The organism is Actinomadura kijaniata NBRC 14229 (genome assembly GCF_001552175.1).
Classification (GTDB): Bacteria; Actinomycetota; Actinomycetes; order Streptosporangiales; family Streptosporangiaceae; genus Spirillospora; species Spirillospora kijaniata.
The window spans coordinates 43,466-65,390 of sequence record NZ_BCQR01000040.1 but is presented as its reverse complement, the minus strand read 5'-3'; the positions used below and the strand labels follow the sequence as shown (position 1 = coordinate 65,390).

The 21,925-nt window shown below is 73.6% G+C and carries 26 protein-coding genes; 15 read left to right on the top strand and 11 right to left on the bottom strand.

Annotated features, from left to right (window positions below; translation table 11 throughout):
- Nucleotides 1-211 precede the first annotated feature (211 nt).
- Nucleotides 212-1,450 carry a helix-turn-helix domain-containing protein gene (locus tag AKI01S_RS14535; protein ID WP_067816582.1) on the bottom strand — a complete coding sequence of 413 codons (1,239 nt, stop codon included), beginning with the start codon at nt 1,448-1,450 and terminating at the stop codon, nt 212-214.
- A gap of 89 nt (nt 1,451-1,539) precedes the next feature.
- On the opposite strand from AKI01S_RS14535, the gene AKI01S_RS52795 reads away from it, so the two are divergent.
- Genes AKI01S_RS52795 through AKI01S_RS14520 form a run of 3 tightly spaced genes read left to right on the top strand, consistent with a single transcriptional unit; the run spans nt 1,540 to nt 2,452 of the window.
- Nucleotides 1,540-2,025, top strand: a complete 486-nt coding sequence (locus AKI01S_RS52795) for a hypothetical protein (RefSeq protein ID WP_067816578.1) — start codon at nt 1,540-1,542, stop codon at nt 2,023-2,025.
- The gene (locus AKI01S_RS14525) at nt 2,022-2,258 is read left to right on the top strand and encodes a hypothetical protein (RefSeq protein ID WP_067816575.1); all 237 of its coding nucleotides are present in this window, start codon (nt 2,022-2,024) and stop codon (nt 2,256-2,258) included. The genes AKI01S_RS52795 and AKI01S_RS14525 overlap by 4 nt, the downstream gene beginning before the upstream one ends.
- On the top strand, nt 2,252-2,452 hold the full coding sequence (locus AKI01S_RS14520) for a hypothetical protein (protein ID WP_067816572.1): 201 nt from the start codon (nt 2,252-2,254) through the stop codon (nt 2,450-2,452). The genes AKI01S_RS14525 and AKI01S_RS14520 overlap by 7 nt, the downstream gene beginning before the upstream one ends.
- Nucleotides 2,453-2,536: 84 nt before the next feature.
- Here AKI01S_RS14520 and AKI01S_RS14515 read toward each other — a convergent pair whose 3' ends face one another.
- The gene (locus AKI01S_RS14515; RefSeq protein WP_067816569.1) at nt 2,537-2,935 is read right to left on the bottom strand and encodes a thiolase family protein; all 399 of its coding nucleotides are present in this window, start codon (nt 2,933-2,935) and stop codon (nt 2,537-2,539) included.
- A 98-nt stretch (nt 2,936-3,033) separates the two neighbouring features.
- On the opposite strand from AKI01S_RS14515, the gene AKI01S_RS14510 reads away from it, so the two are divergent.
- The 4 genes from AKI01S_RS14510 to AKI01S_RS14495 all read left to right on the top strand — a co-directional run bounded on the left by AKI01S_RS14510 (nt 3,034) and on the right by AKI01S_RS14495 (nt 5,940).
- Nucleotides 3,034-3,882, top strand: coding sequence for a MaoC/PaaZ C-terminal domain-containing protein (locus AKI01S_RS14510; RefSeq protein WP_067816565.1), 849 nt, complete (start codon nt 3,034-3,036; stop codon nt 3,880-3,882).
- Between the two features lie 43 nt (nt 3,883-3,925).
- Nucleotides 3,926-4,270 carry a S24/S26 family peptidase gene (locus AKI01S_RS14505; RefSeq protein WP_067816562.1) on the top strand — a complete coding sequence of 115 codons (345 nt, stop codon included), beginning with the start codon at nt 3,926-3,928 and terminating at the stop codon, nt 4,268-4,270.
- Between the two features lie 84 nt (nt 4,271-4,354).
- Nucleotides 4,355-5,101, top strand: a complete 747-nt coding sequence (locus AKI01S_RS14500; protein ID WP_067816559.1) for a GntR family transcriptional regulator — start codon at nt 4,355-4,357, stop codon at nt 5,099-5,101.
- A gap of 8 nt (nt 5,102-5,109) precedes the next feature.
- The gene (locus AKI01S_RS14495; RefSeq protein ID WP_067816556.1) at nt 5,110-5,940 is read left to right on the top strand and encodes a phosphoribosylaminoimidazolesuccinocarboxamide synthase; all 831 of its coding nucleotides are present in this window, start codon (nt 5,110-5,112) and stop codon (nt 5,938-5,940) included.
- Between the two features lie 9 nt (nt 5,941-5,949).
- Here the strand turns inward: AKI01S_RS14495 and AKI01S_RS14490 are convergent, their stop codons facing one another.
- Both AKI01S_RS14490 and AKI01S_RS14485 read right to left on the bottom strand, forming a co-directional pair.
- Complete coding sequence (locus AKI01S_RS14490) at nt 5,950-7,137, bottom strand: erythromycin esterase family protein (RefSeq protein WP_067816553.1); 1,188 nt, start codon at nt 7,135-7,137, stop codon at nt 5,950-5,952.
- 62 nt (nt 7,138-7,199) lie between these two features.
- Entirely contained in the window at nt 7,200-7,751 is a 552-nt protein-coding gene (locus AKI01S_RS14485) for a hypothetical protein (protein WP_067816550.1), read from the bottom strand.
- Nucleotides 7,752-7,910: 159 nt separating this feature from the next.
- Between AKI01S_RS14485 and AKI01S_RS14480 the strand changes: the two genes are divergently transcribed.
- Both AKI01S_RS14480 and AKI01S_RS52790 read left to right on the top strand, forming a co-directional pair.
- Entirely contained in the window at nt 7,911-8,651 is a 741-nt protein-coding gene (locus AKI01S_RS14480) for a class I SAM-dependent DNA methyltransferase (protein WP_067816547.1), read from the top strand.
- A 141-nt stretch (nt 8,652-8,792) separates the two neighbouring features.
- On the top strand, nt 8,793-8,888 hold the full coding sequence (locus AKI01S_RS52790; protein WP_218009678.1) for a DUF4175 domain-containing protein: 96 nt from the start codon (nt 8,793-8,795) through the stop codon (nt 8,886-8,888).
- Nucleotides 8,889-8,899: 11 nt separating this feature from the next.
- Here AKI01S_RS52790 and AKI01S_RS14475 read toward each other — a convergent pair whose 3' ends face one another.
- Nucleotides 8,900-10,042 carry an FAD-dependent monooxygenase gene (locus tag AKI01S_RS14475; protein ID WP_067816613.1) on the bottom strand — a complete coding sequence of 381 codons (1,143 nt, stop codon included), beginning with the start codon at nt 10,040-10,042 and terminating at the stop codon, nt 8,900-8,902.
- An 89-nt stretch (nt 10,043-10,131) separates the two neighbouring features.
- Here AKI01S_RS14475 and AKI01S_RS14470 point away from each other — a divergent pair, with 89 nt between their 5' ends.
- Entirely contained in the window at nt 10,132-10,731 is a 600-nt protein-coding gene (locus tag AKI01S_RS14470) for a TetR/AcrR family transcriptional regulator (RefSeq protein WP_067816544.1), read from the top strand.
- Here the strand turns inward: AKI01S_RS14470 and AKI01S_RS14465 are convergent.
- From AKI01S_RS14465 to sigE, 5 genes are all read right to left on the bottom strand, one after another.
- Entirely contained in the window at nt 10,722-11,420 is a 699-nt protein-coding gene (locus AKI01S_RS14465) for a YqeB family protein (protein WP_067816541.1), read from the bottom strand. The two genes, AKI01S_RS14470 and AKI01S_RS14465, sit on opposite strands and share 10 nt — an antisense overlap.
- Before the next feature lie 155 nt (nt 11,421-11,575).
- Nucleotides 11,576-12,028: a hypothetical protein gene (locus AKI01S_RS14460; protein ID WP_067816538.1), complete on the bottom strand. Its 453-nt coding sequence runs from the start codon at nt 12,026-12,028 to the stop codon at nt 11,576-11,578.
- A gap of 160 nt (nt 12,029-12,188) precedes the next feature.
- Nucleotides 12,189-12,956: a hypothetical protein gene (locus tag AKI01S_RS14455; RefSeq protein ID WP_067816535.1), complete on the bottom strand. Its 768-nt coding sequence runs from the start codon at nt 12,954-12,956 to the stop codon at nt 12,189-12,191.
- Nucleotides 12,957-12,966: 10 nt separating this feature from the next.
- Nucleotides 12,967-13,782 (bottom strand): alpha/beta fold hydrolase, encoded by an 816-nt coding sequence (locus AKI01S_RS14450; RefSeq protein WP_067816533.1) that lies wholly within the window; start codon nt 13,780-13,782, stop codon nt 12,967-12,969.
- A 90-nt stretch (nt 13,783-13,872) separates the two neighbouring features.
- On the bottom strand, nt 13,873-14,412 hold the full coding sequence (gene sigE, locus AKI01S_RS14445) for an RNA polymerase sigma factor SigE (protein WP_067816531.1): 540 nt from the start codon (nt 14,410-14,412) through the stop codon (nt 13,873-13,875).
- A gap of 340 nt (nt 14,413-14,752) precedes the next feature.
- Here sigE and AKI01S_RS14440 point away from each other — a divergent pair, with 340 nt between their 5' ends.
- Nucleotides 14,753-15,532 (top strand): hypothetical protein, encoded by a 780-nt coding sequence (locus AKI01S_RS14440; RefSeq protein WP_067816529.1) that lies wholly within the window; start codon nt 14,753-14,755, stop codon nt 15,530-15,532.
- Between the two features lie 155 nt (nt 15,533-15,687).
- On the top strand, nt 15,688-17,262 hold the full coding sequence (locus tag AKI01S_RS14435; protein WP_067816526.1) for an acyl-CoA synthetase: 1,575 nt from the start codon (nt 15,688-15,690) through the stop codon (nt 17,260-17,262).
- A gap of 22 nt (nt 17,263-17,284) precedes the next feature.
- On the opposite strand, the gene AKI01S_RS14430 is transcribed toward AKI01S_RS14435, so the two are convergent.
- Complete coding sequence (locus AKI01S_RS14430) at nt 17,285-18,403, bottom strand: glycosyltransferase family 4 protein (RefSeq protein ID WP_067816524.1); 1,119 nt, start codon at nt 18,401-18,403, stop codon at nt 17,285-17,287.
- Nucleotides 18,404-18,516: 113 nt separating this feature from the next.
- Between AKI01S_RS14430 and AKI01S_RS14425 the strand changes: the two genes are divergently transcribed.
- The 3 genes from AKI01S_RS14425 to AKI01S_RS14415 are packed head-to-tail and all read left to right on the top strand — an operon-like array spanning nt 18,517 to nt 21,909.
- Entirely contained in the window at nt 18,517-19,359 is an 843-nt protein-coding gene (locus tag AKI01S_RS14425; RefSeq protein WP_083999554.1) for a PIG-L deacetylase family protein, read from the top strand.
- Nucleotides 19,356-20,396: a lysylphosphatidylglycerol synthase transmembrane domain-containing protein gene (locus AKI01S_RS14420; protein ID WP_067816522.1), complete on the top strand. Its 1,041-nt coding sequence runs from the start codon at nt 19,356-19,358 to the stop codon at nt 20,394-20,396. Before AKI01S_RS14425 ends, AKI01S_RS14420 begins: the two co-directional genes overlap by 4 nt.
- Nucleotides 20,397-20,445: 49 nt before the next feature.
- Nucleotides 20,446-21,909: a serine/threonine-protein kinase gene (locus AKI01S_RS14415; RefSeq protein ID WP_067816519.1), complete on the top strand. Its 1,464-nt coding sequence runs from the start codon at nt 20,446-20,448 to the stop codon at nt 21,907-21,909.
- Nucleotides 21,910-21,925 lie beyond the last annotated feature (16 nt).

Sequence of the window (21,925 nt, the reverse complement as noted above, 5' to 3'; positions counted from 1 at the left end):
CCGGGCCAGCGGCGGGTGCGGGGGCATGTGCGTGGCTGGGCCCGCCCACAGCACGCCGGGGACGCGGACCGGCCGCCCGCGCTTTGCGCGTGCGGCCTGGGGGCCGTTCGCAGCGCGCCGGCCGTCCGCGTCCCCGGAAGGCCGTGGACGGCCTGCCTGCGCCGCACCGCGCAAGCCGAGGCCGGGCCCCCGCGTGAAACGTCCCTACATGTCACGCCGCATACGCGTCGAGCACTTCACCGACTTCGGGGACGTCTCGGAACGGCTCAAGCTTCGCTAGGACGACGCGCGAGCGTGCTTCGGTTCGCTTGCTGGTGAGGTCGGACGAGAGGTCGAGCATCCTCCGCACCGTTCGTGCGGCTTCTTCCGGCTCGTTCGCGTCGGTAAGTGCCACAGCGAGCCAGGAGAGATAGAGCGCGAGTTCGCGAGCGCGTGTGACGTCGTAGCGGTCGAGCACCTTCGTGAGCAGGGGGACGGCTCGTAGGGGCTTGCGCAGTTCCGTCAGAACCCGAGCGTCCATCACTTCGAGTTCCTCGGATGAAACCCAGTAAGCCCACGTGGGAGCTTCGTCGCTGTCTTCTGCGAGCGCCTCGTGAGCTTTGCCGAGTGCACGCATGGCAGGTTGGGCGTTGGTGGTGCTCGTTTTCGTGTATGCCCAGGCAACCCGGTCGAGGAAGAGCGCTCTCGTCTTACCGGGCGCGTCCGTTCCGGTCTCTTCGAGGGCGGCCCGCGCGAGGCTCAGTCCCTTGTCTTCGTGACCGGTGTTGCTGAACTGGTAGGCGAGCGAGCTTGCCAGGTGCCCGGCAAGGGCTCGATCTCCCGCCTCGCGGGCGGCCGACAACCCGAGGCGGTAGATCCGTTCGGCGCTGTCGTGCTGCCCTGCGTCGCTGGCGATCCATCCCGTGATCTGGGCGAGTTCGCCGATGGAGGTCAGCAGCGCCCGCCCGATCTCTTCTGTGTGACTGGTCTCGCGGTACAGGCGGACCGCTGCGCGAAACTCCCGCAGCGCAGGACCGAGCAGGTCGCCGCCGGTAAGTACGTCGTCGGCGAGGCGGAGACCGTGAGCGCGAGCGGCGAGGCTATCGGCGGTACTGCTGCCTATCCGGCGTCCTGTAGTGCTTTCCAGAGGGCCGAAAGGGTCGTCGTCCGGGAGTAGCAACGCGAGGGTCTCGGCGGGATTCGGCAGGTCATCCGCTGGTGCCTCACCTCGGGCACAAGCGGCGGCTCGTTCAAGCTCGGTGAGTGGGACGTTCAACACGGTGGCCAACGCCGGAAGCCACGAGTCGGGAACGCGCTCGCCTCGCTCCCAGCGGGAGACCTCGTTGCGCGTGAGTGAGCCCGTGCCGGTGATGACGCAGAGACGTTCGGCGAGCTGACGTTGGCTCAGTCGCGCACCCTGGCGTAGCTGGGCAAGGTACCGACCGAAGCGCTTGCGCTGTTCTTTGTCCACGCTGGCCCCTCCCTCCTCCTAGTCTGGCCCCTCCTCTGGCCACCTGTCTGGACCCTCTGCGTAACCAACGAACGCGGAACGGTTGGGACATGGACAGAGCGACGCAGGTACACGCCGATATGTCCGCCCTCGACGAAGCGGGAACCGCGCTCGAAGCTCTTCGTGACGCCCTCGACCTGGCGGGCATCAAGCTTCCCTCTCTGGGCTTGGACATCTGCTCGTTCACCAGCTCGGTTGTGCTGGTGGAGTTGGGACGCTGCAACCCGACCACGGTCCGGCGGCTCGCCGAGGTCGTGCGTCGGGGCGCGTCCGACCCCCGTCGCGCCGCGCGCTTGGCCGCGCTCGCCGGGCTGCTGCGCGGGCAGAAGTACACGGTCGAGCTGCTGGACGGCGACCGCATCCACGTCACGGACGGGCCCGACTCACGCGGCTTGGTCGTGGAGTGCCGCGAACGCGACGACGATGCCGGACGGCACTGGTTCGCCTACCGGGACGGCACCTGGATCTCAGAGGCCGACAATCCCACCGACGCGCTGGTGACCCTCAAGGCCGAGCTTCGTCAGGGGCAGCCATGACCAGCGCGCCCACCTGGTTCGAGGCCCAGCAGCGTTCACCGGATGCCGTGACCCTGCTTGCCAGGCTACGGGCGGAGTTCCCGCACGTCGGGTTCGTCGTGGACGCGGCGGCGGGCGTCTGGCTCGCTGTGCGCGGCAAAGGGCTCTTCGTCCGTGCGTCCTCTGGCCATGAGCTGCATGAGCGGCTGCACGCGGTGACGCTCACCCCGCATCGCGAAGTCACGCCATGGTGAAGGACGTCGTCGTCTGGCGGTCTCCTGACGGGATCTTTCTCGTGTCGGAGCCCGCCGGGAAGACGCTCGGGACCTTCTACGCCGAAGGCGACGGCTGGTGGTGCGTCGTCTGGCCGAACGGCAGAGAGGTCCGCGTGTGGAAGCCCGACAGCAACACCGACGATCTCGTTCGACGGGTCGTGCGCGGCCCGTAGCCGACGCGACCACGTGTGGAGGGGGCACGTGGTCGCGTCCGGCTGACGGGGCGGCGGGTTGTTGTGCTTACCTCAATGCATGTTCTAGTGGTTCAGCATGGGCTGCTCGCGGTCCTCGTAGGTGGAGCCGAGCGAGCCCTTCTGCATCTTCTCGAAGCCGAGCGCGAGGGCGCAGTCCACGACGCCGTGCTTGACGGCCTGCCGCGCCAGGTAGAGCGCGGTGGAGCCGGTCGAGCAGTTGTTGTTGACGTTGACGACCGGGATGCCGGTGATGCCCAGCTCGTAGACGGCGCGCTGCCCGGAGGTGGACTCGCCGTAGACGTAGCCGACGTACGCCTGCTGGATCGCGTCGTAGGACAGGCCCGCGTCCGCCAGGGCCTTGGTCCCGGACTCCCGGGCCATGTCCGGGTAGTCCCACTCCCGGCCGCCCGGCTTCTCGAACTTCGTCATGCCGACGCCGACGACAAAGGTCCGGTTGCTCACGATCGCGCCTCCAGGTCGTTGTGCCCGCGACGCTAGGGGCTGTCTTATAAACAGTCAAGCTTGTATGTTTCTTGCAGGTTCCCCCGGAGGAAGAGGCCATGAGCGACCAGCCGCAGATGAACAAGGACAACCTGGGCGTGTGGAGCGACCCGTTCGACTTCAAGGTCGAGCGGGAGCGCACGATCGCCTACGCCGAGGCCACCAACGACGCCGACCCGCGCCACCTGTCGGGCGAGCTCGCGCCGCCGGTGTTCGCGATCGTCCCGGTGTTCGAGGGCATGATCGGCCCGCTGTTCACGGTCGTCCCGGACAGCCTGATCCCGTTCGTCGTGCACGGCGAGCAGGACATGGTCTTCCACCGGCCGATCGTCCCCGGCATGCGCCTGGTGTCGCGCGCCAAGGTCACCGGCTACTCCTCCAAGTCCTCCGGCACCACCGTGTCGGTGAAGCTGGAGACCCGCACCGCCGACGGCGAGCCGGTCAACGAGCAGTGGATGGTGTCGTTCTTCCGCGGCTTCCAGGCGGGCGAGACCGTCGGCGAGCTGGCCCCGCCGCACGGCTTCCCCGCGGAACTGCGCTCCGCCGCGCCGCTGGCCGAGGTCACCCAGCACGTGGACGACGACCAGACGTTCCGCTACAGCGAGGCGTCCGGCGACCCGATGCCGATCCACCTGGACGAGGAGTTCGCGCGGTCGGCCGGGCTGCCGGGGATCATCGCGCACGGGCTGTGCACGATGGCGTTCACGTCCCGCGCGGTGGTCGAGCACGCGGCCGGGGGAGACCCGGCCCGGCTGCGGCGCCTGGCGGTCCGCTTCTCCAAGCCGGTCCTGCCCGGCCAGGACATCACGACGCGCCTCCACGACGCGGGCGGCGGGAGGTACGTCTTCGAGACGACCTCCGACACCGGCGACGTGGTCATCAAGGACGGCCTGGCCGAGATCGCCTGAAAACCGGTGGACCGGACGGCGCGCGGCGACCGACCATGACCCGATGGGAAAGATGGACGCCGTCGCCGCGCGCGTCGCGGCGGGCGGGACGGTGAGCTTCCGCCCGTCCGGCACCTCCATGGTGCCGCTGATCGCCGACCGTGACCTGGTCACCGTCGCTCCCGTCGACCCCGCGCTGCTGGAGGTCGGCGACATCGCGCTGGCGCGGGTCGCGGGCACGACCTACCTGCACCTGGTCACCGCCGTGGACCGCGCGAAGGGGCGCGTCCAGATCGGCAACAACCGGGGCCATGTCAACGGCTGGACCGGCCACTCCCGCGTCTTCGGGATCTGCGTCGCCGTCAACGGCGTCGAACGCCCCGGCGCGCGGGACCGGGTCAGGCGGTGACCGGGCCCATTCGCAGGCGTCGCGACGGTCAGTCCACGGTGTACTAGTACACTGCGGACCGTCCGCCCCCGAGAGGACCGTCCGATGGCCCCCGCGATCCACCGCCCCGACCCGCCCTACCTGCAGATCGTCAAGCACATCCGCGCCGAGATCGAGTCCGGGGCGCTGCGCGAGGGCGACCACGTGCCGTCCGCCCGGCAGATCGCGCAGCGGTGGGACGTGTCCCTCGCCACCGCCACCAAGGTCCTGGCCGCGCTCCGCTCCGAGGGCCTGGCGGTGGGCGTGACCGGCGTCGGGACCGTCGTGACGACCCGCAGCGCGCTCAACGCCCCCAAGGACCGCATCGTCGCCGCCCTCACCGGCCGGATCTACCCGGCCGACGAGCACGCCGAGATCGTCTCCGCCGAGCTGGTCGCCGCGCCGCCGCACGTCGCCGACGCCCTCGGCCTCTACCAGGGCGCGAAGGTGGTCTGCCGCCGCCGCGTCACCCACAAGGACGGCGTCCCGGTCTCGACCTCGACGTCCTGGCTGGACGGCGAGCTGGCCCGGATCGCGCCCGCCCTGCTGCGCCCCGGCAGCCTGGGGCAGGGCGGCACCCTCGGCGTCGTCCGGGCCGCGACCGGCCGCCGCGTCGCCGGTCCGCAGACCGACCAGTTCACCGCGTCGTCCGCCACCGAGCAGGACGCGGCGGCGCTCGGCGTCGCGCCGGGCGCGCCCGTGCTGCGCGGCCGCAACTGGATGCGCGACGCCGACGGCAACGTGATCGAGTACGGCGAGTTCGTCTCGGTCGCGGGCCGCTGGGCCACCTACGAATACGAGATCCCAAGCTGAGGAGCGATATGGAACTGGTCCACTCCGGCAAGGTCCGGGACGTGTACGCCGACGGTGACGACCTGATCCTGGTCGCCTCCGACCGGGTGAGCGTCTACGACGTGGTGCTGCCCACCGAGATCCCCGACAAGGGCCGGATCCTCACCCAGATCTCGCTGTGGTGGTTCGACCGGCTCGCCGACGTCGTCCCCCACCACGTGATCTCCGCGACCGACGTCCCGGAGCAGTGGGCGGGCCGCGCGATCCGCTGCAAGCGGCTGACCATGCTCCCGGTCGAGTGGATCGCCCGCGGCTACCTCGCCGGGCTGGGCCTGAAGGAGTACCGGAAGGGCGGGACCGTCTCCGGCGTCGCCCTCCCGCCCGGCCTGGTGGAGGCGTCCCGGCTGCCCGAGCCGATCTTCACGCCGACCACCAAGGCCACCGAGGGCCACGACGAGTTCATCACCTACGACGACGTGGTGGACGAGATCGGCGCGGACACCGCCGCCGAGCTCCGCGCCAAGACCCTGGAGATCTACCGGCGGGGCGCGGCCGTCGCCGCCGAGCGCGGCATCATCATCGCCGACACCAAGCTGGAGTTCGGCCGCGCCGCCGACGGCACCCTGGTCCTCGGCGACGAGGTCCTGACCCCCGACTCCTCCCGCTTCTGGCCCGCCGACGACTGGACGCCGGGCCGTCTGCCGCACTCGCTGGACAAGCAGTACGTCCGCGACTGGAGCAGCACCCTGGACTGGGACCGCACCGCGCCCGGCCCGGAGATCCCGCAGGAGGTCGTGGACGCCACCCGCGCCCGCTACGTCGAGGTCTACGAGCGCCTCACCGGCGACCGCTGGAAGTGAGCCCCCGCGTCACCCCCGCCGGATCCGCCGGGCGGGGGTGACGCGCCGCCAGTGCGCCAGGACGTCGAACCACTCCCGCGGCGATCCGCCCGTCATGTAGTGGGAGCCGTCGTCGGTGGGCCTCCCGATCACCCGGAACCGGGCCTCGCGGTCCAGCCACCCTCCGGCCGGCGGCGGGGGCCCGGCCCGCAGGTCCAGCAGGTAGCCGTCTCCGGCCGCGTCCAGCGTCGCCTCCGCCAGCTCCGGGCCGCTCTCCGGAACGCGCCCGGTCGCCGGTTCCCCGTAGGTGGCCAGCTCGCCCTCGTGGAACGTGATCCCGAGCGAGAGGTAGCCGTCGCCCATCCGTTCCCGCAGGTGGCTGCCCGCGTTACGGGAGACGTGCGAGGGGAACGGCGGGAACCCGCGCCGCAGGCCGTTGCAGGTGTGCGAGCTGGAGGACCAGAACAGCACCCTCCGGCCGGTGTGCCGGTGCCACCACTCGACGTTCTCGGCGAACGCCTTCTCGTAGTAGGCCATGTTCATCGGGTCCTCGGGCCGCCCGTCGTGGTCGTGCAGCTCGTGGAACTGGACGATCACCCGCGCGGACCGCAGCACGAGCGGGCCGGCCCCGCGCGCGGCCACCAGGTCGTGCGCCGCCCGCGCGCGTTCCACCCGGGACCGCCGGTCCGCCGCCGCCCGCAGCCGCCGGGCGTGCGCGGCGACGTCCCCGTCCGGGCGCAGCCCGTCGTACACCTCCGCCGCCTCGGGCACGTGGGCGACGACCGTGTCGTACGCCTCCGGCCCGACCGCGTGCGGGCTCACCCCCACGATCCCGACCGGGTCGTCCGGGTGGGCGCGGTTGAAGCCGCGCACCCACCGCAGCAGCGCCAGCACCTCCTCGGTGTCGGCGAACGCCTCGGCGCCCGCGAGGATCCCCGCCGGGTCGCCCTCCCCGCGAACGGCCGCGTCGAGCCGTGCCCCGAGCGTCCAGTCCAGGTCGAACGCGACCACCCGGAACCCCGCCTCCCCGACCAGTAGCCGGGCGATCCGGTCCTGCAACGCGAACACCTCGTGCGCCCCGCGCGTCCCGGCCCCGTACCCCACCACCGAGGCGTCCCCGACCATCCCCGCCAGGGGCCGCAGGTCGTCCAGCGGGTCCGCCGGATCCACCGTCGCCAGCGGGTGCGCCGTCCTTCTGATCCACTCCACCGTGTCCATGCCGGGGACGCTAGGCGCGGCCGCCGTGGAGCGAATCCGTCACGCGACCGGTGGTGCGGCGGTCACTGGTCCTGGAACGACGGGCCGGGGTGGCCGGATCGCGCCGCGATGTAGGCGGACACGTCCGACCGCCACAGCAGGAGGGTCGCTCCCAGCCCGACGCCCCAGATGACCAGCGAGAGCACCAGGCCGAGCGAGTACAACGCGATGGACAGCGAGGCGCCGGGCGCCATGAGCACCGTGGCCACGTGGAGGAGGACGAGCAGGGAGTAGATCCCGAACAGGACGGCGGACACGACGCGCGCGTAGGGCCGTCCGGCCCGGTTGGCGAACGCCATCCACAGCCACAGGCCGACCTGGACCACGGCGATGAGGATCACGATCCCCACGCCGATGCCCATGTCCACCGCGAACCCGCTGGTATCCGGGTCGCCGGAGGGGGAGGCGAGCGCCATCCCGATGCCCACCCCGACGACCAGCGTGAACAGGGCGCCGACAAGGGTGATGCCCGCGCCCAGCAGCATCAGGACGAACGCGGTGTCCAGCGAGGACGGCCGGGCGACGGCCGCCCCCGGCTCCGCCGGGTACCGGTGCGTGTCGTATCCATGGGACATCGGGCGTCTCCCCTCCGCGGCTGACTCTTTCGTCGGATGGCGGCGCTCCGGGGTTCCCCTCGCAAATGTGGCCGATTCCGGCCACGGGACGGACGGCGTCCCCGATCCGCGCGGGAAAACCGTTGGTCCGGTGGACGGGCCGGGGGTTACGGTCCCGGCATGGAAGATCCGGACGGTTGTTTCGGTGAGGACGTCGCCGCGACCTACGACGAGGACTCGGCGGACATGTTCGCGCCGGAGGCGGTGGAGCCCGCCGTCGACTTCCTGGCCGACCTGGCCGGGGACGGGCGCGCCCTGGAGTTCGGCGTCGGAACGGGCCGCATCGCGCTCCCGCTCGCGCGGCGCGGCGTTCCCGTCCACGGCGTTGACCTGTCGCGGGCGATGGTCGAGCGCCTGCGCGCCAAGCCCGGCGGCGACGCGGTCGGCGTGACGATCGGGGACTTCGCCACCACCCGCGTCGACGGCGCGTTCGCCCTCGCCTATCTCGTCTACAACACCATCAACAACCTGACCAGCCAGGACGCCCAGCTCGCCTGCTTCGAGAACGCCGCCGCCCACCTCGAACCCGGCGGCCGCTTCGTCATCGAGGTCGGCGTCCCCGAACTCCGCAAGCTGCCACCGGGGCAGACCGTCGTGCCGTTCCGCACGAGCCCCACCGGCTGGGCCTACGACGTGTACGACTGCGCGACGCAGTCGCTCAGCTCGAACTACGTCGACGTGACCGGGGGCAGGGGCTCGTTCCGGTCCATCCCGTTCCGCTACGTGTGGCCGTCCGAGCTGGACCTGATGGCCCGCATCGCGGGGATGCGCCTGGTCGAGCGCTGGCAGTCCTGGACCCGCGAACCCTTCACCCACGAGAGCCCCGAGCACATATCGGTGTGGCGGAAAACCGCCGAATAGCCACCCGGCCACGCCTGCCCGGCTCCGCTCCCTGACGTTCGGCCGGGCGGGCGTGGCCGAGGGAGTGGCCCTCACGGCAGCGCGGTCGGCCCGCTGGGACGGGCGGCGCGTCGTCGCGGTGGCCGGGGAGCGGTGCTCGCCATGGGCATCGCGGTGTTCCTCGCGGGCGTGGTGGTGCTCGTCGCGTGGGGTGCGTGGCGTTTCCGGCCACCGGTCGGTGAAGCCGACCGGCCGTGACGCGGCGGGTCTCAGGTGGGTGGGCGCCAGTCGAGCACCGGGGCGAGCGCGCGGGGCATGGCGCTCGCCGGGGTGAGGCGGATCAGGGTGTTGCGCGCCGCGACGGCGAGCGGCGACGACCACCGTGTGGCCTCCCCGATCCACCGCGACCGCCGGGCGATCATCTGGGTGCGGGGCCGCCGCTCGCGGTCGTAGGCGGCCAGCGCGCGTTCGACGGCCGGATGCCGGTCGAGCAGCGCGGCGAGCGTGACGGCGTCCTCCAGGGCCTGGTTGCCGCCCTGCCCCAGGTTGGGGGTCATGGCGTGGGCGGCGTCGCCCAGCAGCGCGACCCGCCCCGACACGTACGTCCGCAACGGCGGCAGCTCGTGGATGTCGTGCCGGACGAACGCGTCCTCCGGGGCGGCGGCCAGCAGCTCGGGGATCGGCGCGTGCCACCCCGAGAAAAGCCGCCCGAGCTCGGCCGGCTCGCCGTCCGGCGCCCGTCCCCCGGCCGGGGCGTCGGCGACGCAGAACATGTAGACCCGCCCGTCCGGGAGGCTGACGAGCCCGACCCTCCGGCCGCGCCCCCAGGTCTCGCCGCCCGCCCGCAACGGCCGTCCGGGGTCGATGACCGCCCGCCAGACGGTGTAGCCCGCGTACCGGGGTCCGGGCGCGTCCGGCCACACCGACCGCCGCACGGCGCTGCCGATGCCGTCCGCCCCCACCACGAGGTCGGCGCGCGAGACCCCGCCCGTGTGCTCGACCTCGACGCGCTCCCCGGCCCGCCGGACCGCCCTCACCTCGGCGCCGGTCCGCAGCATCCGCTCGGGCAGCGCCTCCCGCAGGAGGTCCAGCAGGTGCGCCCGGTGCAGGACCACGACGGAGCCGTGCCGGCGTTCGAGCGCGCCGGTGTCGGCGCGCGACAGCCACCGCCCGCCCGGCTCCCGGATGCCCGCCTCGCGCTCGGGCATCGAACGATCCCTGACGGCCCGCCCGACCCCCAGCGCCTCCAGGGCCCGGACCCCGTTGGCCCAGAGGGAGATCCCGGCCCCGACCTCCCCGAACGCGGGAGCCCGCTCCAGCACCTCGACGTCCCATCCGCGCCGGTGCAGGGCCAGGGCGGCCGCCAGCCCGCCGATCCCGCCGCCGGCCACGACGGCGGTCCGCTCGCTCATGTCCATCACCTCTACATCTGTAGTGGACACCACTGACTCTACACTTGTAGAGAGCGCGGCCGGCAGAGGGGCCGGGAAAGGGGTGGCAGATGAACGCCGACGGCTCCCGCCGGGACCGTCTGGCCGACGCGGCGATCGAGACGCTCGCCCGCGAGGGCACGCGCGGCCTGACGCACCGCGCGGTGGACCGGGAGGCGGGCCTGCCCGAGGGCTCCTGCTCGTACTACTTCCGCACCCGCCAGGCCCTGCTCCAGGCGGTGATCGAGCGCTTGGAGGCCGTGGACGCCGCCGAGATGGCCGCCCCGCTCGCCGCCGCGGGCGGCGCGGACGACGCGGACGTCGTGGAGTCCGTCGCGCGCCTGGTCGAACGCTGGACCACCACCGGCCGCTCCCGCATGCTGGCCCGCTACGAACTGGCGCTGGAGGCCAACCGCCGCCCCGAGGTCCGTGCGGTCTTCGTCCGGGCGGGCCGCCGCTCCCGCGCGATGACCGAGGCCATGCTGACGGCGGCCGGGGCCCCCGATCCCGGGGCGCAGGCCCCGCTGCTGGTGGCGTACCTCGACGGCCTGATCTTCGACCACCTGGCCGGGGCCGGGGCCCTGGACCTGGACCCCGCCGGGCTCCGCGCCGCCCTCGCGCACCTGCTGCACGCGTTCCGGGACCCCGCCGGGTGGGCCGGTCACCGCTGAGGCGTGCGCCAGTACTGCCGCCCGTTCTCGTCGCGCACGACCACGCCGAGGCCCGCCAGCTCCCGGCGCAGCTCCCGGGCGTCCTCGGCGTCGTCCCGCTTGCGCGCCGCCGCGCGGGCCCTCAGCAGGGCGTCCGCCCCCTCGGGCAGGCCGGGCGCGCCGGGGACCCAGCGGCGGAACTCGTTCCGGTACGGATCCTCGTCCGCCCACGGGTACCCGTGTTCGGCGAAGGCGTCGGTGAGGCGCTGCCAGGACAGGCCGCAGTCCTCCCGCGCGAGCTCCATGCCGTCCGGGCCGAGCAGCACGAGCTGCTTGCCGTCCCGGAACGCCAGGGCGACCTCGGCGCGCGCGAACTCCCGGGGCGTGTCCCGGACGGTGAGGACCACGCGGCCGCCGGAGACGCCGACCGACAGTGACTCGTGCATCGCGACGAGGGCGGCCACCAGACCCAGGAGCGCGCCCACCGCGACGGCGCCGATGGTGAGACCGGGCTCCGGGACCGAGGCCAGCAGCTCGGCCGGTCCTTGCAACGGCGCCCAGGGCAGGGTCACGAGCCAGTCCGCGAGGAGGGGGACCAGCAGGCCGAGCCCGGTTCCGCCCGCGACGCAGACGAGCGTCACGGCCCAGGCCGGCTCGGCGAGCACGGTGGCCTTGTGCGCCGACGGGTCGGCGTTGTTCTGCGGCTTCACGCCCCCGAGTCTGGGAAGGGGCGGTGGGCCCTTTCGTCGGTCGATGGTCTAGCGGGCCGCGACTTTGGTCGCGGCCTCGGCGCACGGCCGGGCGGCCGCGGGAGAGCCGCGCCCGCGTCCGCCCGGCCCGGTGCGTCCCGGCGGGGCCGGTCAGGTCACCTGAGGCGCAGGTTCCTGCTGGTCTTGGCCAGGGTGTACAGGCAGTTGGCCTTGGCGGTCTGCAGGGTGGCGCCGACGGTGGCGGGCGCGCCGCGCTGCCAGACCTTGGCGAAGTCGCCCTGCGGCTTGGCGGTCAGGGTGCGGGTGTGCCGCCTGCCGTCGCACTTGGCGGGGGTGGTGGCGGCGCCGATGCGCTGGTAGCGGGGGGTGCCTCCGCTGGAGGCGGGCGGCTGCCCGGCCGCCACCGCCAGGTGGGTGGCCTCCCTGCACTGGTAGGTCACCTTCACCCGCAGCGTCCGCTTGTCGCCGCCGATGGTGGCGGAGTCCACCCGGACGTGCGCCGGATGCTTGCGGATCATCTTCTCGCACGCCTCCACGGCGGTGCTGGGGGCGGCGGAGGTCAGCATCGCGGCCAGTGCGGCGACGCCACCCAGAGTCGTTGCCAGCATCGGATCGCTCCTTCCAGAGATGGAGGGTCGGCCGGGACCGGCGCCACGGGGGCGCGCCGCCATGGGAGGCCTGCCCCGGACGCCGCCGGCCGACGCTGTCGTGAACGCGCCCACGCTGTGGGAACGCCGCCACATCTAACCCACAGTCGAAGATCGACTACTAGCCGTGAGGTTCCCTTGGGAGATTCCGCCCAGCCCGGGGCCATGCCCCGGGGGAGGTGTGGTGGTTCCGGTGGCCCGCGGCCAGAACGCTCTCCAGCGCCGCCAGGTGCTCGGTGCCCTCCGGCAGGCGCAGGCGGCGCAGCAGGGCCAGCGCCTCGGACGGCTCCAGCTTTCCGTAGACGTCGTGGTAGCCGTGCAGCAGGCCGCGGAACAGCGCCTGGCGCAGCTCCGGCACGTCCACCGCCGTCCCGTAGACGGGGCGTTTCAGCTCCCACGGCACCGGGCCGGAGTTGTCCAGCACGTGCCGCGCCCGGTGCAGGAGGCCGGGCGCCGGGGCGCGCAACGCCTCCACGTCCCGGCCCAGGGTCTCCCCGAACGCGGTCCCGACCGTCCGCACGTCCTCGAACCAGTCCACCCACAGCGAGTACGTGAGCGCCTCCGGCTCCTCCGGCGCCTCCAGCCGCCGCCGGCACCCCGCCCAGAAGGCCCCGGCCACCGACGGCTCGGTCAGCACGAGATGGCTCAGCTCGTGCGTCACCCAGTAGTGGTCGAGCAGGTCCAGCAGCCCGAACGTCAACCGCAGCGCGAACGCCGGATCCCAGCCGCCACCCGGCGCGGTCACGGTCGCCGTCTCCTCGGCCCAGGCGTGCGCCATGGCACCGGCGTCCCGGAGGACGCCGTTGTCGTTCCACTCCCCGGGACGGGTCCGGACGACCCCGTTCCCCGCCAGCCAGCGTCGGGCCAGCTCGGCGTCCGTCTCGCTCACCCCGCCGAGCCTAGGCGGTCGCCTGCTCCCCGGTGGCGCTCAGCAGCGGGTGGTCGCTGCCCTCCAGGAGCACCTTCGCCACCAGCTCCGGGTCGTCGCCCATCGGGACGTGGCCGCAGCCCTCCAGCCAGACGAAGCGCGCGTGCGGCAGGCGGCGCTGGGCGCGGACCGCCTGGCCCGCGCGCAGCAGCCGGTCCTTGGTGCCCCAGGCGATCGTCACCGGGACGTCCGCGCACGCGCCCGCGAAGCGCACCTTCCGGCTCGCCCGCAGGGTCGCCTCGAAGCCCGGGGCGTCGCGGAGCGCGCGGGCGTCGGCCAGCAGCGCGTCCACGGTCAGCCGGTCCGGGCGGCCGTAGATCATCCCGAACAGGGCCGCGCGGCGGCGCGGGGAGCGCGCCAGCCGGTCCAGCACCGGGCCCGGCACGTTGGCCCCGAGCCGGGAGGCGCGCAGCACCGCCTTCGCGTAGCGGTGCTCCGCCGCGTTGAAGAAGCCCGCCGGGGACAGCACCGTCGCGGAGCTGACCAGGCCCCGGTCGGCGGCCTCCAGCGAGAACAGCCCGCCCAGCGAGTTGCCCGCGATGTGCGGCCGGTCGAGGCCGAGCAGCTCGAACGTCGCGGCCAGGTTCGCCATGGCCGTGTCGAGCGTGTAGGGCGTGCCCGCGGGCAGCGGCGGGGAGGCGCCGAAGCCGGGCAGGTCGACGGCGATGACGTCGCGCTCGGCGGCGAGGAGGTCCAGGACCGGTTCCCACGCCTGCCACCGGTGACCGATGCCGTGCAGCAGCACCAGCGGCGCGCCCGATCCGCGTCGCTCGAAGACGATGTCCACGAGAGGGAGGGTAGACAGCGTTCACTTACCGGTCACGCGTGACGATCGTCACGTTCGGGGCGTCACGTTCCGGGCGTCGTGTTCGGGGTGTCAGGTCAGGGTCGTCACCGGGGACTCGACCGGGCGGCGGTGCTCCAGGGCGGCGCGCAGCTGGGCGCGGCCCCGGTGGATGCGGGACCGCACGGTGCCGAGCTTGACGCCCAGCGTCGCCGCGATCTCCTCGTAGGTCAGCCCCTCGATGTCGCACAGCACCACGGCGGCCCGGTACTCGGGGGCCAGCGAGTCCAGCGCCCGCTGGATGTCGGCGTCCAGGTGCCGCTCGTCGTAGACCTGCGCCGGGCTCGGCTCGCGCCCCTGGAGGCGCTCGGCGGCGTCGTCGGCCAGCGCGTCGAAGCGGATGCGCTGCTTGCGGCGGGCGCGGTCCAGGAACAGGTTCGTCGTGATGCGGTGCAGCCAGCCCTCGAACGTCCCCGGACTGTAGGAGGACAGCGAGCGGAAGACCCGGATGAACACGTCCTGGGTCAGGTCCTCGGCGTCGTGCCGGTTGCCCGTCAGCCGGTATGCCAGCCGGAACACTCGCGTGGAGTGCTCGGTGACGATCTCCTCCCACGTCGGAGGTGTCCACGCCATTGCGCCTGCGCTCACCACTACCCCCGTCTGTTGCTAAATCGTTACGGCCAAGCATGCCGTTACCCAGATAAGAGGCGTGTAAGAACGGTTCGTTTTGGCCGGATGCGGCGGGCCAATGCCGGTGATCTGCGTCACAGGGCGGGGTAACCCCGGGCCCCGCCCGGGAGTGCTCCCTCCCCTCAACGATCCGCCGTGACCGATGATCCCCTCCTCCGCGCGCCGGGGCGTGCCGCCGAAACCTTTGCGCATCCGGTGGAACCGCCGCACAGGGGGCGTCATCTGATGACAGGCGACGCCCCCCGGGGCGTCGGTGACGGATGAGACACCGGAGAGGAACCGCATGTTGAAGAAGCTCGGGTTCGTGGCTCTCGGCGCGGCCATGGCGTCGGTCGCGGTGAGCGTTCCCGCCCAGGCCGCCCCGCAGGCGCCCCAGGCGGCCGCCCCGCAGGCCGCCGCCGCTGCCGCCCGCGACCTGCTCAAGCCCGGCCAGCTCCTCAAGCCGGGCCAGTACCGCAAGTCCCGTAACGGCCGCTACCTGCTGCTCATGCAGAAGGACGGCAACCTGGTGCTCTACAAGGGCCGCACCCCGCTGTGGAACACCATCACCGCCGGGCACAAGGGCGCGTTCGCCGCCATGCAGACCGACGGCAACCTCGTCGTCTACAAGGGCCGCAAGGCGCTGTGGGACAGCGGCACCCAGGGCCGGGGCGCGTTCCTGGCCGTGCAGAACGACGGCAACCTCGTGATCTACAAGGGCCGCACCGCGCTGTGGTCGCGGCACATGCACATCGGCCGCCTCAGGCCGGGCCACGTGCTCAAGTCCGACCAGTACGTGGTCTCGCCGAACCGCAAGTTCATGTTCGTCCAGCAGCGGGACGGCAACCTGGTCCTGTACAAGGGCCGCACCGCGCTGTGGAGCAGCCGCACCACCGGCCACAAGGGCGCGTTCACGCTCATGCAGCGGGACGGCAACCTGGTCGTCTACAAGGGCCGCACCCCGCTGTGGAACAGCCGCACCCACGGTCACGCGGGCGCGGCGCTGTCGGTCCAGAACGACGGCAACGTCGTCATCTACGACCGCGCGAACCGCGCGCTCTGGGCGACCGGGACCCGGGGCTGACCTGACGCGGACGCGAGGAGGCACGGTGCGGGCCCCCGCCCCCGCGCCGTGTGACCCAAGTCATTGGACTGAACGTCAACAGAGGAATTGAACGCGCGCCGTCCGCCGGGGATGATCGGGAGGGTCCCTCCCACCCCGACAGCGAGGACACGGCGATGGCGCGCAGCTACAACCTGGCCGACCTTCTGGAGATCCTGGCCGCGGCGGGCCCGGACCGCCCCGCCCTCGTCGCGGGCGACGACCGCCGCACCTACCGGGAGCTGGACGAACGCGCCGGCCGCGTCGGCCACCACCTGGCCGCCGCCGGGGTGGGGCCGCACCAGCACGTCGCGATCCTCGCCCACAACCGGGTCGAGTGGATCGAGGCCATGTTCGGCATCTTCAAGATCCGCGCCGTGCCGATCCCGGTGAACTTCCGCTACGTCGCCGCCGAACTCCACCACGTGCTGTCCGACTCCGACGCGGTCGCCCTCGTCGCCGAGCGCTCCCTGCTCCGCCGGGTCCAGGAGATCCGCGGCGACCTGCCGGGGCTCCGGCACGTCATCGTCATCGAGGACGGCGACGACGCCGACGTCCCCGGCGCCGTCGAGTACGAGAAGGCCCTGGCCGCGGCGTCCCCCGACGCCGACTTCCCCGAGCGGTCCAGCGACGACCGCTACATCATGTACACCGGCGGCACCACGGGATATCCCAAGGGCGTCGAGTGGCGGTGCGAGGACATCTTCTTCGGCGCGCTCGGCGGCGGGAACGTCCTCGGCGACCCCATCACCAGCCCCGAGGCGATCGCCGCCAACGCCGACCAGCCCCCGATGGCCGTGCTCGACTGCGCCCCGGTGATGCACGGCGCGGGCCAGTGGGTGGCGTTCATGGGCCTGTTCAGCGGCGCGAAGGTCGTCCTGTACACCGACCACGCGTTCGACGCGGACAAGGCCCTGCGCCTGCTCGCCGAGGAGCAGGCCAACGTCCTCATGCTCGTCGGCGACGTCATGGCCCGCCCGGTCGCCAGGGCCCTGGCGGAGGGCGACCACGACACGTCCTCCCTGTTCGCCATCGCCTCCGGCGGCGCGCCCCTCACCGAGGCCGCCAAGGAGGAGCTGCGCGCCCACCTGCCGAACGTGATGTTCCTCGACAACTACGGCGCGTCCGAGACCGGCGCGTGCGGCCCGTCGGTCGGCGGCAAGGAGGGCACCGCCCGCTTCCAGATGAAGCCCGGCATCACCGTCCTGGACGACGGCCTGAGGCCCGTCCGTCCCGGCGAGATCGGCCGGCTCGCCCGCAGCGGCCACATCCCCCTCGGCTACTACAACGACCCGGGCAAGACCGCCTCGACGTTCTTCACCGACGCCGACGGCGTCCGCTGGTCGATCCCCGGCGACTTCGCGTCCCTGGAGGAGGACGGCACGATCGTCCTGCTCGGCCGCGGCTCCCTGGTGATCAACACCGGTGGCGAGAAGGTCTACCCCGAGGAGGTCGAGGTCGCCCTCAAGGACCACCCCGACGTCTACGACGCGGTGGTGATCGGCCTCCCCGACGAACGCTACGGCCAGCGCGTGGCCGCCGTGGTCGCCCCGGTCCCCGGCCGGACCCCGACCCTGGAGGAGCTGACCGGCCACTGCCGCGACCGCCTGGCGGGCTACAAGCTCCCCCGCACCCTGAAGCTGGTGGACGAGGTGCAGCGCACGGCGGTCGGGAAGTCCGACTACAAGTGGGCGAGGTCCCAGTTCGCCTGAGCCCCGCCCGCCCGGCCCGCGCTCACGTCCAGCGGGCCGGGGTCAGGGGGACGCCGGCCGCCTGCTCGTAGCAGTCGGCGAACTCCTCCAGCACCCTCGGCCAGGTCACCCGCAGCGGCTCGGTCGCGCGGTTGTGGGCCGCCATCCGGTGGCGCAGCGACGGGTCGCGGGCCAGCGTCACCAGCGCCGCCGACAGGTCGGCGTAGGTGCGGCCCAGCAGCCCCTCCCGGCCCGAGCGGACGAAGTCCGCCACCCCGCTGCCCGCCTGCGCCACCACCGGGACGCCCGCCAGCCGCGCCTCCAGCGCCGCCAGCCCGAACGACTCCCGCGCCGCCGGGGCCAGGAACACGTCCGCCCCCGCCAGCACCTCCCGCACCCCCGGCTGGTCCAGCCGCCCGGTCAGGCGGACCCAGGACTCCATGCCGTGGCGGCGCAGGAAGCGTTCCATCCGGGCGCGGGCCGGGCCCTCGCCGACGATCGTCGCGCGGATCGGCACGGCCGCCGCCACGTCGCGCAGCACCCGCAGCAGGGTGATCGGCTCCTTGCGCGGGGCCAGCCGGCCCACCGCCACCACGTGCATCGGCCCGCCGCCGGGCGGGACCGGCCCCCCGGACGCGTGCCAGCGCTCCAGGTCCACGCCGTTGGAGACCACCCGCACCGGCACCCGGTCGTCCACCACCCGCCGGACCGGGTGCGCCGCCGCCTCGCTCACCGCCGTCACCACCAGCCCGTGCCGCCGCGACCACGACGTGAACAGCGCCCGGTACGCCGTCCGGCTGAGCGGCCCCCACAGGCTGTGGACGGTGAGCACGACCGGCAGCCCCACGTCCAGCCCCCGCCCCACCGCCCGCCACGCGAACGGCGACGCCGCGCCCGCGTGGACGTGCAGCACGTCGGGCTTGCGGTGCGTCAGCAGCGCCCCCACCGAACGCCCGACCGGCAGCTCCCAGGGCATCGGCAGCACCAGCCGGTCCACCGGGTACGGCGAGGACGGCGGCGGCCCGCCCGCGTGCCCCGGGGTGGCGGTGGCGACGGCGACGTCGTGACCGGCGGCGCGCTGCGCCCGCGCGATCCCGTCGACCTGCACCTCGATCCCGCCCAGCCGCGGCAGGTAGGAGTCGCTGACGTGGAGAATTCTCATCGCTTGGCAGTCTGTGGAGCCGCGCGCCCCGGGCCCGTCCTGCCACCATGGAATGGCCCGGTTTTGACGCGGGCCAGACCTGAACTTCACGTCGGTACGGGAATCTAGTTCCCGTGCGACGGACCTGTGTCTTCTTCCACGCCCACCCCGACGACGAGGCGCTGCTGACGGCGGGCACCATGGCCCTGCTGGCGGCGGAGGGCCACCGGGTGGTGCTCGTGGTGGCGACCGCCGGGGAGCGCGGGCTCGCCGCCGAGGGGGAGCGCCCGCTGGGCGAGGTCCGCACCGCCGAGCTGCACGCCTCCGCCGCGGTGCTCGGCGTCGCCCGCGTCGTCGTGCTCGGCCACGCCGACTCCGGGCTGGACGGCGCCGCGCCCGGCGGGTTCGCGTCCGCCGACGTCGCCGAGGCCGCCGCCGGGCTGGCCGGGCTCCTGCGCCGGGAGGACGCCGACCTGCTCGTCGTCTACGACCCGGCCGGCGGCTACGGCCACCCCGACCACGTCCAGGTCCACCGCGTCGGCACCGAGGCCGCGCGGCTGGCCGGGACGCCCGTCGTGCTGGAGGCCACCGTGGACCGCGACCTGCTGCTGCGCGCGCTGCGCCCGATCGTGCGGCTGCGGCTCGCGCCGAGGACCCTGGACCTGGGGCGGTTCGCGACCGCCTACGCGGGCCGCGACGAGATCACCCACCGGGTGCGCGTCGGAAGGTTCGCCGACGCCAAGCGCGCCAGCATGGCCGCGCACGCCACCCAGGCGACCGGCGGCGACTCGGTCCGGACCCTCGCGGCGCTGCTGCGCCTGCCGCGCCCGCTGTTCCGCAGGGTCCTCGGGACCGAGTACTACGTGCGGCGCGACCTGCCGCCCGGAACGACCCTGACGCACCCGCTCGACCGCTGGCCCGCCGACACCGGGCACCCCGGCGCCCGCGGGACGCTCGTCGATACGGCGGGTTCTTGAACCGGAGCGCCCGCGTCGCCCTGTCGGCCCTGTCCCTGGCCGGCGCGGTGGCCCTGCTGGCCGCGATGCCCTACGTCGTGGGCGTGGACTGGGAGCAGATCTTCCGGGAGCTGGGCGAGCTGGACGTGGGATGGCTGGTCGGCCTGACCGCGCTGTGGCTGGCGGGCCTGTGGGCCTACACCTACGTGCTGACCGCGTCGCTGCCGGGCCTGACGCACCCGCACGCGTTCATGCTCAACGCCGTCGGCAGCGCGGTCAGCAACCTGCTGCCGTTCGGCGGCGCGGTCGGCGTGGCGGTCACGTTCGCGATGGCGCGCGGCTGGGGCCACCGCAACGCCGCCATCGCCGTGTCCACCCTGGTCACCGGGGTGTGGAACGTCCTGTCGCGGCTGCTGCTGCCGGCCGTCGGCATCATCGCGCTGCTGGTGGCCGGGGAGGTCCCCGACCGCCGCACCGCCGTGATGGCGCTGCTGGCCGCCGCCGCGCTGCTCGGCATCGTGGGGCTGCTGGCGCTCGCGCTGCGCTCGGAGAAGGCCGCCCACGCCGTGGACCGGGGCGTCCGCCGGGTCGCGCTGCGGCTGCCGCGCCGCCCCCGCGCCCTGCTGCTGCGCGCCGACGGGGTGCTGCTGGACGTGCGCGGCAAGACGATCGGGGTGCTGCGGACCGGCTGGCGCGGCCTGACCGCCGGGATGGTCGCCTACCTGCTGCTCCAGGCGGTGCTGCTGCACGCCTGCCTGGTCGCGGTCGGCGCGGACGTCGAGCTGGCCGAGGTGGTCGCCGTGTTCGCGATCAACCGGATGCTCACCACCGCCGTCGTCACCCCGAGCGGCGCGGGCATCAGCGAGACCGGCACCGCCGCGCTGCTGGTGCACTTCGGCGTTCCGGCGGGCCAGGCCGCCGCCGCGACGATCCTGTACTCGTTCTACACCTACGCGGTCGAGATCCCGGCCGGCGGCGTCGGCTGGATCGGCTGGACGCTGCGCCGGCGCCGCCACGCCTCCTCCGGGCGGCCGCGCTGCCTCCTGGTCAAGAAATGATGGGGGCGGCCGGGACATGAGTTGACCCGCTTCCCCGCATAACCACCCCATGAGGGTCGAACGGCGGGCGCCGCTCGCGCGGCGGTACCGCCTTCTCGTGCCGGTCGGCAGGGGCGGCACGGGCACGGTGTGGCACGCCTACGACGAGACGCTGGACCGGGAGGTGGCGATCAAGGAGGTGCGGCTGCCCGCGAGCCTCACCCCGCGCGAACGCCGGATGCTGTGCCGCCGCCTGATCGACGAGGCCCGCGCGACCGCCGCGCTGCGCCATCCCGGCGTCGTCGCCGTCCACGACGTGGTGGTGGAGGACGGCCGCCCGTGGGTCGTCATGGAGTACCTGAAGGCGCGTTCGCTGCACCGGCTGCTGAGCGAGGACGGCCCCGTCCCGTCCGCCCGCGCCGCCGAGATCGGCGCGGCCGTGCTGTCGGTGCTGCGCGCCGCGCACGCCGCCGGGATCCTGCACCGCGACGTCAAGCCCAGCAACGTGCTGCTGTGCGACGACGGCCGGGTCCTGCTCACCGACTTCGGCCTGGCCGTCCCCCTGCACCGGGGACGGGAGGTCGTCGACACGATCGTCGCGGGCGTCGAGGGGTCCCCGGCGTACCTGCCGCCCGAACGCGTCCGCGGCGATCCCGGCGTGCCCGCCTCCGACCTGTGGTCGCTGGGCGCCACGCTGTACGCGGCCGTGGAGGGCGTCCCACCCTTCCTGCGCTGCCACGCGCTCGCGTCGATGCTGGCGGTGCTGCTGGGGGACTACCGGCCGCCGCGCCGCGCCGGGGCGCTCGGCCCCGTCATCACGGCGCTGCTGCGCGAGGATCCCGCCGAACGGCCGCATCCCGCCGTCCTCACCGCGACCCTGGAGCGGATCGCGGGGACCGGAGCGTCGCGCTTCGTGTCGCGGGCGATGGTCCCGTACGCGCGGCGGGGCCTGCTGCGGAGACGTCGCCCGCGGGCGACGCGGGCCGGCGCGGTGACGGGGGTGACCGCGCTCGCCGGGCTGGTGGTCGTGCTGGGCATGTGGTCGGCGCGCTGGAACTCGGTCGGGCAGAGCGACGCGCTGCTGCTGACGCCCGCGCCGGACGCGACGGACCGGACGGTGACCTACCACGGGCCGGGCTACCGCGTCGACGTCCCGGCGGACTGGCGGCGTTCGCACCACGGCGGCGTCGTCGTCTGGGACGACCCGGACTCCATCCGGGAGCTGCGCATCGCCCGCGTCACGGGGGACGCGCTGGCCGGGCTGGAGGCCGCCGAGCGCGAGGCCGGGCGCGACCGGACCTATCCGGGCTACCGCCGGCTGCGGCTGGAGGCCGCGCCGCATCTCGCCCCGGGCGCCGCGGAGTGGGAGTACGTCTGGACCGGCCCGCGCGGCGAGCGCGACGGCGCGCACGGGCTGCGCAGCCGCACCGCGGGCTACGAGATCACCTTCCACGCGCCGGACGAGCGGTGGACGCCGGGTCAGCGGCTCTACGACCGGGTACTCAGCACGCTCCGGCCGGAGCACGACTCCTAGTCCGCGCCTGTCCTGG